Origin of the sequence: Pantoea sp. sgz302252 (genome assembly GCF_042610525.1) — a bacterium.
Lineage (GTDB): Bacteria > Pseudomonadota > Gammaproteobacteria > Enterobacterales > Enterobacteriaceae > Erwinia.
Genome location: NZ_JBHDVM010000001.1, coordinates 841812 through 855447, shown reverse-complemented (window position 1 = coordinate 855447; position 13636 = coordinate 841812). Strand labels below are relative to the sequence as shown.

The 13636-nt window shown below is 53.6% G+C and carries 11 protein-coding genes; 6 read left to right on the top strand and 5 right to left on the bottom strand.

Annotation, left to right across the window (positions count from 1 at the left end; translation table 11 throughout):
* Position 1: 1 nt before the first annotated feature.
* The gene (locus ACETPC_RS03810; RefSeq protein WP_380178744.1) at positions 2 to 1294 is read left to right on the top strand and encodes a glycoside hydrolase family 10 protein; all 1293 of its coding nucleotides are present in this window, start codon (positions 2 to 4) and stop codon (positions 1292 to 1294) included.
* 62 nt (positions 1295 to 1356) lie between these two features.
* Here the strand turns inward: ACETPC_RS03810 and ACETPC_RS03805 are convergent, their stop codons facing one another.
* Positions 1357 to 2631: a Glu/Leu/Phe/Val dehydrogenase gene (locus ACETPC_RS03805; protein ID WP_380178742.1), complete on the bottom strand. Its 1275-nt coding sequence runs from the start codon at positions 2629 to 2631 to the stop codon at positions 1357 to 1359.
* Between the two features lie 441 nt (positions 2632 to 3072).
* Here ACETPC_RS03805 and eptB point away from each other — a divergent pair, with 441 nt between their 5' ends.
* The 3 genes from eptB to ACETPC_RS03790 all read left to right on the top strand — a co-directional run bounded on the left by eptB (position 3073) and on the right by ACETPC_RS03790 (position 7539).
* On the top strand, positions 3073 to 4731 hold the full coding sequence (gene eptB, locus ACETPC_RS03800) for a kdo(2)-lipid A phosphoethanolamine 7''-transferase (protein WP_380178740.1): 1659 nt from the start codon (positions 3073 to 3075) through the stop codon (positions 4729 to 4731).
* Between the two features lie 159 nt (positions 4732 to 4890).
* Positions 4891 to 6087, top strand: coding sequence for an enoyl-ACP reductase FabV (gene fabV, locus ACETPC_RS03795; protein WP_380178738.1), 1197 nt, complete (start codon positions 4891 to 4893; stop codon positions 6085 to 6087).
* A gap of 435 nt (positions 6088 to 6522) precedes the next feature.
* Positions 6523 to 7539 (top strand): C45 family autoproteolytic acyltransferase/hydolase, encoded by a 1017-nt coding sequence (locus ACETPC_RS03790; protein ID WP_380178736.1) that lies wholly within the window; start codon positions 6523 to 6525, stop codon positions 7537 to 7539.
* 65 nt (positions 7540 to 7604) lie between these two features.
* Here ACETPC_RS03790 and ACETPC_RS03785 read toward each other — a convergent pair whose 3' ends face one another.
* Positions 7605 to 9062 carry a pyridoxal phosphate-dependent decarboxylase family protein gene (locus ACETPC_RS03785; RefSeq protein WP_380178734.1) on the bottom strand — a complete coding sequence of 486 codons (1458 nt, stop codon included), beginning with the start codon at positions 9060 to 9062 and terminating at the stop codon, positions 7605 to 7607.
* A gap of 5 nt (positions 9063 to 9067) precedes the next feature.
* On the bottom strand, positions 9068 to 10456 hold the full coding sequence (locus ACETPC_RS03780) for a diaminobutyrate--2-oxoglutarate transaminase (RefSeq protein ID WP_380178861.1): 1389 nt from the start codon (positions 10454 to 10456) through the stop codon (positions 9068 to 9070).
* Positions 10457 to 10991: 535 nt separating this feature from the next.
* On the opposite strand from ACETPC_RS03780, the gene ACETPC_RS03775 reads away from it, so the two are divergent.
* Entirely contained in the window at positions 10992 to 11456 is a 465-nt protein-coding gene (locus ACETPC_RS03775; protein WP_380178732.1) for a hypothetical protein, read from the top strand.
* A 146-nt stretch (positions 11457 to 11602) separates the two neighbouring features.
* On the top strand, positions 11603 to 12484 hold the full coding sequence (locus ACETPC_RS03770; RefSeq protein ID WP_380178730.1) for a benzoate transporter: 882 nt from the start codon (positions 11603 to 11605) through the stop codon (positions 12482 to 12484).
* 138 nt (positions 12485 to 12622) lie between these two features.
* Here ACETPC_RS03770 and ACETPC_RS03765 read toward each other — a convergent pair whose 3' ends face one another.
* Together ACETPC_RS03765 and ACETPC_RS03760 are read right to left on the bottom strand one after the other, a co-directional pair.
* Entirely contained in the window at positions 12623 to 13027 is a 405-nt protein-coding gene (locus ACETPC_RS03765; protein WP_380178728.1) for a cupin domain-containing protein, read from the bottom strand.
* Between the two features lie 156 nt (positions 13028 to 13183).
* Positions 13184 to 13591: a DUF2000 family protein gene (locus ACETPC_RS03760; RefSeq protein WP_380178726.1), complete on the bottom strand. Its 408-nt coding sequence runs from the start codon at positions 13589 to 13591 to the stop codon at positions 13184 to 13186.
* Positions 13592 to 13636 lie beyond the last annotated feature (45 nt).

Genomic DNA, 13636 nt, shown 5'->3' with positions numbered 1-13636 from the left:
GTTGTTAAAGATAAAAGGCGCAGCCCGATGCGGTTTTCTGCTGTTGCTGCTGCTGGCGGGCTGTAGCCAAAAATCCGAGGTAAAATCACTGGTCACCCCTATACCCGCGCCCTTAGCACCACAGAGCGTGCAGCCCATGCGCGGTATCTGGCTGGCTACGGTTAATCATCTGGACTGGCCGCCGCCTTCCTCTTTATCGCTTGCCGCTCCGCAACGAATAGCTCAGCAGCAGCAGGCATTGCTGGCGCGTCTGGACAAATATAAAGAGCTGGGCATTAACACGGTCTTTTTTCAGGTAAAGCCTGACAGTTCGGCATTTTACCGTTCTGCTATCCTGCCGTGGTCAGCAGAGTTAACAGGCGTCACGGGCAAAGATCCCGGCTACGATCCTTTAGCCTTTATACTGACGGAAGCGCATAGAAGAGGGCTGAAGGTTCACGCCTGGCTCAATCCTTATCGCGTCAGCATGAATACCTCGCCCGCTACGGTTAACGAACTGGAAAATACGCTTGCCGATGCGCCGGCAAGCGTTTTCGCGCTGCATCGCGACTGGGTGCGCGTTGCCAGTGACCGCTTTGTGCTCGATCCGGGCTTGCCCCAGGTTCGCCAGTGGATTAACGGCGTGGTGGCCGAACTGGTAAAAAACTATGCGATCGACGGCGTGCAGTTTGACGACTATTTCTATTATGAAACGCCATCCTCAAAACTGAATGATAACAGTAGCTGGCGTGACTATGGCAGTGGCTTTGCCGATAAGGCCAGCTGGCGCCGTGATAATACGCTGAAGCTGGTAAAAGAGGTGGCGACGACGATTAAATCGCTGAAGCCGAATGTAGCGTTCGGCATTAGCCCGGCAGGCGTCTGGCGTAATAGTGATGAGGATGAGCGAGGTTCCGATACTCGCGGCGGCGCGGCTTACGATTTGGCATTCGCCGATACGCGGCTGTGGGTTAAAGAAGGGCTGCTGGACTATATCGCGCCTCAGCTTTACTGGCCGTTCGGGCGGAAAATCGTGCGTTATCCTACGCTGGCGAAGTGGTGGGCGGATGTAGTTGGTTCCGGCCATACCAAACTCTATATCGGCGTGGCGCTGTATAAAGTGGGCGAGCCGACAAAAGCGGAACCGCAGTGGGGCGAAGAGCAGGGCGTGGCGGAACTGAAAAGACAAATCGAGCTGAATGAGACGCTGCCCGGCGTGGCAGGCACCATTCTGTTCCGCGACGCTTTTCTTGACCGCCCCCAAACGCAGGAAGCGGTTAATTATCTGCGCGATCGCTGGCGTACCGCGCAGTAAAAAAAACGCCGCGTCTCACCATGGCTGGCGTAAAGCGTTACGGGACAGGGACGTCCCGGACTTTAGCCCGGATAGATCCCGCGGTCCTTTCTGGCCATCAGTATGCGTTCACAGGCAACGATATAGGCAGCAGTACGCAGGCTGCACTCTTTTTCCCGTGCCTTGTCCCAGATATGGATCATCGCTTCAGACATGATTTTATCCATCCGCTCGTTGATTTCGCTCTCGCTCCAGAAGAAGCTGGCCATATCCTGTACCCATTCGAAGTAACTTACCGTTACGCCGCCAGCGTTGCAGATCACATCCGGCACTACGGTAATGCCGCGTGATATCAGCACATCGTCTGCATCCGGATAGGTTGGGCCGTTCGCGCCTTCAAGTATCAATTTGCAGCTAAGTTTTTCCGCGCGCTCGCGGGTGATTTGCCCTTCCAGCGCCGCCGGGATCAGGATATCCATCTGTAGCTGCCAGAAAGCTTCCGCCTCAATTTCCTGCGCGCCGCTGAAGCCAGCGATTTTCTTGTGGGTTGCCTGCCATTCGCCAAGCGCCGCCAGATCGATACCTTCCGGGTTATAAAGCGTGGCCGAGTGATCCTGAACTGCCACGACCAGCGCGCCAGCATCTACAAACAGCCGGGCGGCCTCGCTGCCAACGTTACCAAAACCCTGCACCGCCAGCCGCGCGCCGTCCGTTTCGATATTCAGACGACGAGCCACTTCACGCCCGGTAACAAAAACACCGCGACCGGTAGCCTTTTCGCGCCCAAGCGAGCCGCCCAGATGCACCGGCTTGCCGGTTACCACGCCGGTAATAGTTGTGCCCTGATTCATGGAGTAGGTATCCATCATCCACGCCATGACTTTCGGGTTGGTGCCGACATCCGGTGCCGGGATATCCTTTTGCGGGCCGATAATCAGGCCAATTTCGCTGGTATAGCGGCGGGTGAGGCGCTCCAGCTCGCTTTCGGAAAGCTTAAAAGGATCGACACGGATACCGCCTTTGGCACCGCCATAAGGTAAATTCACGGCTGCGCACTTAACGGTCATCCAGGCGGAAAGCGCCATGACCTCGTTGAGATCGACATCCGGATGATAGCGAACGCCGCCTTTACCCGGCCCGCGCGAAAGATTGTGCTGGACGCGGAATCCTTCGAAATGGCGAATAGAGCCATCATCCATTTGTACAGGAATATCGACGATTAGCGCGCGCTTGGGACGGCGCAGGGTATCGATCCAGCGACTTAGCTCGCCAAGATAGGGCGCAACGCGATCGATTTGTTGCAGATAAGTAGACCAGGCGGTAGTACGGCTTTCTGAAACGTAAGAGAGCTTATCCATAACTGTGCGTTCCTGCTAGTGATAAATGCTGCGAAACAACGACGGGGCCAGTGCTTCTGACCTGAACGCGGCGTAATCTAACATTGATGAATTGTTTTTTATTGATTAAATTTTTGTTAAATTGAGCGTTGTCAGGCTTTCAAAGGAATAATTAATTACCCTGATTCTTTACGGTCTGCTTTAGAAGCACGCATCATGAATAGTTATGCGTTTTAAGTGAATTTTAAAAGTTTTTTATTATTTATCAGAAGTTTGAAAGCGATCAAATTTCGGTATGCGTGCGGCAGGATACTTTTTGTAACATTATAACATCTAAGTTTTCACACCCAGCGGTAAACTCACATCCCTTTACCTTGTCTTACGCTGCAATGCCATAAAACGCACTGATACCAGCCAAATCGCTTTGGTCCTGTTCTACACCGCCAGACAATAACGAGTCAGATGAAAAAATTGCATTTTTTAACCCAGTTTCGGGTCTGCTGCTTTATCGCTTTCTATATTGGAATTCTTTTAAACCTGCCCATTTTCCTGCGTCGTTTTCACCATCTTCATTACGATGCCGCTTTGTCCATCGCCATTGAAGTCGTGGCCGCCTTCGCCCTGGTGCTTTTTACCACGCTGCTGGTTTCGCTGGCCGGGCGGCGGCTGTTCCGTATTCTGGCCTCGCTGCTGATAGTCTTTTCCGTAGCCGCCAGCTACTACATGATTTTTTTCAACGTGGATATCGGTTACGGCATTATCGCTGCGGTGGTTACGACCGACAGCTTCGACCTCTCCAAAGAGTCGGTGGGATGGGATTTCGGCGTCTGGCTGGGCCTGGTGAGTTTGCTGCCGCTGTTGATGCTGTGGCTGGCACCGCTGCCGGAAGCGGCACTTCGCCGTCGCAACGGCAGCGCTATCGCCCGTCGCGTCAGCGCGATGATCGCTGCGGGCCTTTGCTGCTGGCTGCCGTTAAAAGTGATGGGCGAGCATCAGGATAATCTGGATCGCCAGCATAACCGTATGATGGCCAGCTACGGCGGCGTGGTCGCTGGCACCTACTCGCCGTCGAACTGGCTTTCCGGCATGGGGCTACTAGCCTATAGCAGCTGGAGCCAGGCGGAAGACAGCCGCAATCTGTTCGATCCCGCAGCCCACTTTACCTATAAGGCGCCAAAAGATGCGGACAGCCTCTATATCGTGTTCGTGATCGGCGAAAGCGCGCGCCGCGATCATATGGGCATTTACGGCTACGAGCGGGATAACACGCCAAATCTGGATAAAGAACCTAACCTGGCAGCGTTGCAAGGCTATTCCTGTGACACTTCCACCAAACTATCGCTGCGCTGCATGTTTGTGCGTGAAGGCGGCGCTTCTGAAGCGCCGGAACGGACGCTTAAAGAGATGAACGTTTTTTCCGTGCTGAAAAAGCAGGGCTTTTCGTCCGAGCTGTTCGCTATGCAGAGCGAGGCCTGGTTTTATAATAAAGCGCTGGCAGATGACTATGCGCTGCGGGAAACCATCCAGTCGGAAAAGCGTAACGTCGGCAAGCCTATTGACGATATGGCGCTGGTCAACGAACTCAGAGACTCCATTGAGCGGCATCCTCAGGGGAAACATTTGGTGATCCTGCATACCAAAGGATCGCACTACCTTTATACCGAACGCTATCCGCGATCTTTTGCACGCTATCAGCCAGAATGCCTGGGCATTGATGATGACTGCACCACGCAACAGATGGTTAACTCCTACGATAATAGCCTGCTCTATACGGATACCGTGCTGGAGCAAGTTTTCAACCAGCTACGCGACCGCAATGCCATCGTGTTTTACGCTTCCGATCATGGTGAGTCGATCTCACAGAATATGCATTTCCACGGCACGCCTCGCAATCAGGCGCCGATGGCGCAACGCACGGTTCCCATTATGGTTTGGGCGTCGGACAAATTTTTACAGCATCCTGAACATGCTGCCGCCTTTGACCAGCTGAAAAAAATGGCGCGGGAAAAAACGCCAGTGTTCCACGAAAAGCTTTTTGACAGTGTATTGGGCTGTGCAGGTTTTACCTCGCCGGATGGCGGTATCAACGAGCTGCGCGACTGGTGTCACGTCGGGAAATAGCGCCAGCGCGCGCTGACGTTTAAAATTAAGCGCGAAGAGTGAACAAAGTGGCGCGCTTCAAGGCGGCTGACGGCGATAAGTCGCTGTCGGCTTTGCCTGAATCGTCACAAGCAGGTATCCTACTGGCCGAATTTAACGACAGTTTCGATTGAGGTCGACATGATTATTAAACCACGCATTCGTGGCTTCATCTGTGTTACCGCCCATCCGGCGGGTTGCAAAGCTAACGTCAAAAACCAGATTGATTACGTTACCCGCCAGGGCAAAATTGCTAACGGCCCGAAAAAGGTGCTGGTCATCGGCGCTTCAACCGGTTACGGCCTTGCTGCCCGTATCTCGGCCGCCTTTGGCTGCGAAGCCGACACCCTGGGCGTATTCTTCGAGCGTCCGGGCGAAGAGAACAAACCGGCTACCGCTGGCTGGTATAACTCCGCTGCTTTTGAAGAGTTTGCAGAAGAGAAAGGCCTGTATGCGAAAAGCATCAACGGCGACGCTTACTCCGATGAAGTAAAGCAAAAGACCATTGAGCTGATTAAGCAGGATCTGGGTCAGGTCGATCTGGTGGTTTACAGCCTGGCCGCACCGCGCCGTACCCATCCGAAAACGGGCGAAGTATTTAACTCTACGCTGAAGCCGGTCGGCAAAACGCTGACCACCCGTGGACTGAATACGGATAAAGAAACCATTACCGATATCACGCTGGAACCGGCTTCCCAGGAAGAAATTGCGGGCACCGTAGCGGTTATGGGTGGCGAAGACTGGCAGATGTGGATCGACGATCTGAAAGCGGCAGGCGTACTGGCCGACGGCGCGAAAACCACTGCCTTTACCTATCTGGGCGAGCAAATCACCCATGATATCTACTGGAACGGTTCAATCGGCGAAGCGAAAAAGGATCTGGACAAGCGTGTGCTGACCATCCGCGATACGCTGGCCGAAAAAGGCGGCGACGCGCGCGTTTCCGTACTGAAAGCCGTAGTGACTCAGGCCAGCTCCGCTATTCCGGTCATGCCGCTTTATCTGTCGCTGCTGTTTAAAGTAATGAAAGAAAAGGGCACCCACGAAGGCTGCATCGAGCAGGTTTACGGCCTGTTCAAAGATAGCCTGTACGGCGCTGAGCCAATTCTGGACGAAACTGGCCGTCTGCGTGCGGACTACAAAGAGCTGCAGCCGGAAGTTCAGGACGAAGTCGTCAAGCTGTGGCCGACCGTCACTAACGACAACCTGAATGAGCTGACCGACTTCGCTGGCTATAAAAACGAATTTATGCAGCTGTTCGGTTTTGGTCTGCAAGGCGTGGACTATGAAGCCGACGTTAATGCAGATGTAAAAATTAAAAACCTGGTACAGATGTAAGCATTAAGGCGTCCCTTAGGACGCCTGAGATTCATGACAAACCCCAGGTCGCTTTTAAATCGGTGGCAGAGCAGCAGAGGCAGATCGGAACACGGACACGCCGTGAATACTTCCATGTAGGCTCGGTTGGCGCGTCCATGCGCCAAACGGTCCGCTTATCCGCTCAGCCTCTGCAGCTAAAAAACCGCTGCGTTGCTGCAAAAAACAGAGGCTCACCTGAGCTTTTTTAACTTTGTCAGCTGTCTGGGGCGTCCCGCGGGACGCCTTATTTATTTGTGGTATTCGCTACAAAAAACCTTCCCCTGCCTTTTCCCTTAAAACAGCTTTCATGCAAAACGCTAATTGTTTATTTCCTGCTGCTACAGGTATGCTGTTTGCGCATTTATTTACGCGTCCAATTCTGAATTGCATTATTAATAAGCGAAAATAGCTACCATGAAATTACTGGCAATTAGCGGTTCCTCTTATGATATCGGTCGGCAGCTGGGTGAATTTGGCCGTGAAGCATGGCATGCCAAACTCACGCAAACCGCGCTATGGCAAACCGTAACAGCAATGGGCAGCCTTGCGCAGACAGCGGCCATGGGCGAGTTAGTAAAAGCAAAGTTTCCCTCTCTTTGGCAGGAAATTGAAGGGCTGGCCGAAGGTTTGCAGGCCAGCGTTGCCCAAGTCTTCGCCTGGAACTGTCGCGGCGATCTGGTACCCTCGACCTCAGATGGTTGTACTACGGTTGCCGGTGTTAATGCTGCGGGCGAGCGGCTGATCGCACATAACGAAGATGGTTTTCCCCAGCTGCGCCAGCATTGTGCAATGGTAAAAATTACCCCGGACGAAGGGCTTTCCTTTACCAGTTTTGCTTATCCCGGTTCGATCTGCGGTCATACTTTTGCGGTAAACGAAAAAGGCATCGTGAATACGGTAAATAATATCCGTGCCTTAGTCCGTCCCGGCGGCCTGCCTCGTCAGATCCTGGCCCGCGCTGCGCTAAATGCGGCTACGCTGGACGAGGCCATTGCTGTTTTAACCTCGCCAGCCCGGTCGGGCGCATTTCACCATACGCTGTCTCAAATGGGCGATAACCGTATTTTTAGCATCGAGGCGACGGGTTCAGGTTCATCCATTAATCAATTAACCCAGAATCTGGGGCACGCCAACCATTTGATCCATGCGCGGATGAGCGAGGAAGGGCAGGTGATAACGGCCAGCTCAGCGTCACGTCAGGCGAAATTGCATGCCTGGCTGGCGACAGAACCGCAGATAAATGCCGCCGCTTTTCATGCGATTTTATCTGACCAAAGCGATCGGGATTTACCGATTTATCGCCTTTCTCCTGAAGATCCGGACGAAGAAAACACGCTGGCGACGGCGTTGTTTACCCTGAGTGAAGAACGGGTTGAGTGGCAGATTTTCGGGCTGGAGCGGAACAAAGCGGAACTGCAGGGAGAGGTTTAGCAAGGCGAACCCTAATAAAAAAAGCCGCTAGCTTGCGCTACCGGCTTTTTTTAAACTGCAATAAATCAGACCAGCGATGCCGCGGTGCGTTCCACCAGCGCCAGCAGAAGCTTGATATCTTCCAGCGTTACGGTTGGGTTCAGCAGCGTCATCTTCAGGCAGGTTACGCCGTTGTGCTCGGTTACGCCGACGTTAGCGCGGCCGGAATCCAGCAGCGCATCGCCGATTTTCTGGTTCAGCAGCGCTATGGCCGCATCATCACCCTGCTGCGGACGGAAGCGGAACAGCACGCTTGCCAGCTGCGGCTCCATCACCAGCTCCAGCGATGGCTGTTCGGCTACATAAGCCGCAACCTGCTGCGCCAGGGTCACGCCGTGATCGATGATTTCCGCATACTGCTTCTGGCCCAGTGCTTCCAGACCCATCCACATTTTCAGCGCGTCGAAACGGCGCGTGGTTTGCAGAGATTTGGAGACCAGGTTAGGTACGCCAGCGGCTTCGTCGAACTCGGAGTTCAGATAGGCCGCCTGATAGCGCATCAGCTCGTAGTTACGCGGATCCTTCAGCAGGAAAGCGCCGCAGCTGATGGTCTGGAAATACTGCTTGTGGAAGTCCAGCGTAATGGAATCCACCAGCTCAATGCCGTCCAGATAGTGACGATACTGCTCGGAAAGCAGCAGCGCGCCGCCCCAGGCAGCATCAACGTGCAGCCAGGTTTCGTTTTCTGCAGCAATCTTCGCGATTTCGCGCAGCGGATCGATAGCGCCTGCATCGGTAGTCCCCGCCGTCGCCACAATCGCCAGCACTTTTTCGCCATTGGCTTTCGCCTGCGCCAGCTTCTCGACAAGATCGCTGGTATCCATCCGCGCGAAGCGGTCGGTTTTCACCAGGGTAACGGAACGGTAGCCCAGGCCCATCAGCGCCATATTCTTCTGCACGGAGAAGTGGGCGTTTTCAGAGCAGAATACTTTGATTTTGCTGAGATCGCCCGGCAGGCCATCCTGCTGCACGGAATGCCCCTGACGCGCAAAGTAAGCATCGCGCGCCAGCATCAGGCCCATCAGGTTGCTTTGCGTGCCGCCGCTGGTGAATACGCCAGCGTCGCCAGCCTGATAGCCAACCCGGGTACGCAGCCATTCGATCAGCTTCATCTCAATGATGGTGGCCGAAGGGCTTTGATCCCAGGAGTCCATGCTCTGGTTGGTGGCGTTAATCAGCACTTCCGCCGCCTGGCTGATCACCAGGCTTGGGCAGTGCAGATGCGCCACGCACTGCGGATGGTGCACGGAGAGGCTGTCTTTCAGGAAGTACTCGATGGCGCGCTCAATGGCGGCCTGGTTGCCCAGGCCCTCCGCATTGAACTCCAGCGAAATACGCTCGCGCAGCTCGGCCACGCTTCTGCCCTGATACATTTCAGGCTGCTGCAGCCACTGCACCACGGCCTGGCTGGTCTGCTCAATAGCCTGCTGGTAGGCTTCGGTGCTCTGCGCCGAAGCTGCCAGAATAGGGTTGGACCTGGACATCAACTTCACTCCGCGGAAACAGGTTTAACGCCGGCAGCCACCAGGGCGCCTTCAAATTTATCCAGGAATACGCCCAGCTCTTCTTTGCTGATCAGCAGGGAAGGCAGCAGACGCAGCACGCAGCCGTGACGGCCGCCGCGCTCCAGGATCAGACCTGCTTCAAAGCACTTCTTCTGCAGCAGCGCGGAAAGCTCGCCGTCGGCAGGGTAGCAGCCCATGTGATCCTGCGGCTGTTCTGGCTTGACGATCTCGATACCGAGCATCAGGCCCAGACCGCGCACGTGGCCGATAACCGGATAACGTTTTTGCAGTTCCGCCAGCTTGCCTTTCAGCCATTCGCCTTTTTCGGCTACCTGGTCGGCAATGTTGTTGTCTTTCAGGATGCGCAGGGTAGTCAGGCCGGTAGCCATCGCCAGCTGGTTGCCGCGGAAGGTGCCGGTATGGTGGCCAGGCGCCCAGGCGTCAAACTGCTTTTTGATGCCCAGCACGGCCAGCGGCAGACCGCCGCCAACGGCTTTAGACATCACGATGATGTCCGGCTCGATGCCCGCGTGTTCAAAGGCAAAGAATTTGCCGGTACGCGCAAAGCCAGCCTGCACTTCGTCCAGGATCAGCAGAATGCCGTGTTCCTGAGTTACTTTACGAATGCGCTGCAGCCACTCAACCGGTGCCGGGTTCACGCCGCCTTCGCCCTGAACGGCTTCCAGGATCACCGCCGCAGGTTTGCGTACGCCGCTTTCCACGTCGTTGATCAGGTTTTCGAAGTAGTAAGCCAGCGCGTTTTCGCCCGCTTTACCGCCGATGCCCAGCGGGCAGCGATAAAGGTGCGGGTAAGGCATAAACTGCACTTCCGGCATCATGCCGTTTACCGCTTCTTTAGGCGACAGGTTGCCTGTTACCGCCAGCGCGCCGTGGGTCATACCATGATAGCCGCCGGAAAAGCTGATAACGCCGCTGCGGCCGGTGTATTTTTTCGCCAGCTTCAGCGCCGCCTCAACGGCATCGGCACCGGAAGGGCCGGTGAACTGCAGGCAATACTCTTTGCCCTGGCCTGGCAGTAAAGAGAGCAGGTAGGCGGAAAATTCATCTTTCAACGGCGTCGTCAGATCGAGCGTATGTAACGGCAAGCCACTGGTAATGACATTTTGGATGCTCTGCAGCATATCAGGGTGGTTATGGCCAAGGGCCAGCGTACCGGCACCGGCAAGGCAGTCAAGATATTGATTATTCTCAACATCGGTGATCCAGACTCCCTGTGCTTTAGCAATGGCGAACGGCAGTTTGCGCGGATAGCTGCGCACGTTCGATTCATATTCAGCCTGTCTGGCTAAAAACGCTTCATTGTTTCCTGATGAATTGGCACCAAAATTATCAATACGGACTTTATCCGTCATCATATCTCTCCTACAACCAGGGTTATAAATAACGCCGTAGTTGAAAAATGAATTAAAAGTGTGAGCGCTGTAAAAAAAGCGCGGCCAATATAGGACTTTTCAGCCCCCGACTCAATCATTAATTTTGTTAAGATTTATTTAAGGTTTTTCTATATGAATCAACATGTTGTTGATTTTATGACCCATTGCAGGCCGGGTTCATCATTAACATTATTACAACAAAGCACAAAAAAGGCGCTGTCGGCGCCTTATCCCAAAGCGCTACGCTGAAAAAAACAGGCAAAAACGTCTGAAAGCGCCAGTAACACAATAAGCGCAGCGGCAGTAAAAAGCAGTAGCTTATTACCGCTTCGTTTAATAAAGCGCTGAGGATAATCTTAAATGAAATCTGATCGGTCGGACTAAACTACTGTTTCTAATTATAGAGCAATCCCGGCACGGGCGATAATGAAACAATTTTCTCGCTGCGAGCTAAATCATCGTCTGTACTCAGTGGAACCGGCGCTGGCTGACAACTGGAAATAAGGGCACAAAGATGAGCAACCTTTTAAATATCAATGCGAATGAAATCCTTACTCTTTGCCGCAAGCACTTTCCCGCTTTGCCTGACGACATGGAGAAGAATGTCAGCGCCATTTTAACCACGGAACCGCCGCCGGAAGTTAATGCTGAGATTACGCTGTCACAGCAGGGCGAAGATCACCTGATTCATTGCCAGATTCTGGAAGGCTACACCAATACCTGTATCGGCAAGGCTGCGCCAGCTTTTTTCCCGCTGCATCTGGCCAGCACCGGCACCATTAGCAGTGCCGATTACGGGTTGCTGTTTCGGGAAACGGCGCATTTTTATCTGGCCGCCAGCCTGGCGCTAACCGGCATTCTGTTTTACGACCAGTCAAAACAGCGGCTGCTGGGACTCTATACGGGGTCGGCTTTCGCTTCCGATGAGAGCGTTTCCTACACCCTGACCGGCGGCTGGGCCTCAAAAACCATCGACTGAACCTCGCCAGAGGCACGCCTTGCTATGAAGTGAGGCGCGCCTGCACATCTGCTTACCTTCACAGACGAAAACCTTACAATCCACTGTAGAAAGGCAGTGAAATCTGTTAATTTACGGCCCTGTTTTTTTGGCATGGACGTTAAACAGTGATTTATGACTGCTTTTTATATTATGACGAAGATATGCTTCTGGAGATTCGTCTTAACACGCTGCATCAATATGTAGATAAGTTTGTTATTGTCGAGTCGCTTTATACTTTTACCGGAAAGAAACGCGAACGCCTGCATTTCGATATAGAAAAATTTGCGCGCTTCAGCGACAAAATTATCTATGTCGTTAACGATCGCGTGCCGGTTATTCATCAGCAGGCGTTCCGATCGAACAGCTCTTTGATCAATGCTGGCGAAACCGACCCCTGGCAGAATGAGAGCGACGCCCGTAATGCCATTATGCTGGGGCTAACGGGGGCAAAGGATGATGACGTCATTATCGTCTCCGACGTGGATGAAATACCACGGCCAGAGGCGCTGGCGCAGTTCAGCCGCAGACATCTTTGCACTACGCTCTATCAGCATTTCTATAACTTTAAATTTAATCTGCAGGTTATGAATGATGATGGCTCGCCGCGCCTGTGCAAGCTGCCTAAAATGGTCACCTTTAAAAATCTCAAAGGCTTCTTCCGGGGGCAGCCCGAGCTGCTGCGCAACGTCAAGCGTAAAGGCACGCCGATTCGCGATAGCTGGCTGCGCTGGCGGCTACTGAAGTTGCGCACGAAAATCGTTGAGCAGGCTGGCTGGCACTTCTCCTGGGTGATGACGGATGCGCGCATTAGCGAAAAGATGTCGACTATTTCCCATACCGAGCACGATCTGCCGGAATTCAATAATCCCGACCATATTCGCCGCTGCGTGGAGCACAATATCGATATCTGGAATCGTCCGCGCAGGATGAAAATTGTTCCGGTGGATGAGCTACCTGCGTGGCTGGTAGCGAATAAAGAACGTTTCCGTGACTTTATTAAGGAGTAGGACGGCGCCATTAGCTTAGTCTGGCTGGCTAATGGCGAAGTCGACAATCCGGGCGAAAGAGTCAGCCGATACCACCGTTACGCCTGGCGCTGCGCAGTAACTCCGGAATAACAATCACATTATCCATAACGGCGCTGTTCAGGCTTTGTCGCCATACTGTTGATCGGTGACTTTTTCCAGCCACTCGACCACCTTACCTTCCTGCGCTTCCTGAATGGCAATATGGGTCAGCGCGGTTTTCTCGCTGGCACCATGCCAGTGTTTTTCCATCGGCGGGATCCAAACCACATCGCCTGGGCGAATTTCACGCGCCGGTTCGCCCCAGGTTTGTACGTAACCGAAGCCTGCAGTAACAATCAGCGTTTGCCCAAGTGGATGCGTATGCCACGCAGTGCGCGCGCCGGGTTCAAAAGTTACGCTGCCGCCGCTGGCGCGAGCAGGCTCATTAGCGGGAAACAGAGGATCGACACGAACTGTTCCGGTAAACCACTCTTCCGGCCCGGCGTAAGAAGCCTGTGAGCCGCATTTATAAATATCAGTCATTGTCTTTTCCTTGCAGATAAAAGCGTTAAGCAATGAGACTAGTGCAAAATCAGGCAGCAATTAAGCTGCCTGAGCAGAACGGGCTAATGAGTGTGATTCATAAGTAAGAGAGGAAAACAGGACCCGCATTACTTCGCTGTTTGTTAACAATAGCTATTAGCTATGCATTTTTAAGCCCTTGACCGCTTTATCCACTGCTTTCTTCGGGCCGCGTATGGCCACGCCGACCAGGTTCAGGTTGTTGGTATCTTCCGCCAGGAAAGCCTGGCGGTTGGCTTCGTCGTGACCGGTAGAAAACATTGCTTCTACGTAAGGGATCAGCGTCAGTTCACGCTCCAGCGCTTTGCGATGGGCAGACTGCAAACCGGAAAGATCGGCAGCAAAGACCAGCATTGGCTGGCCCAGCATGCTGCCGTAGCGCTGGCCTTCTGCGTCAATATAGGGTTCGCCACGCATTTCCGGCGTGGCGTAAGCAATGCCACTGGCCAGAAAAGCCGCTACGTTGAGGCGCTGCCATACAGCCAGATCGTCGCGCACAATCAGTGCAATTTTACTGTCAAACATTCTGCTCTCCGCTGAGTTAATCTGCCTGCATCATCGGCGAAGGCA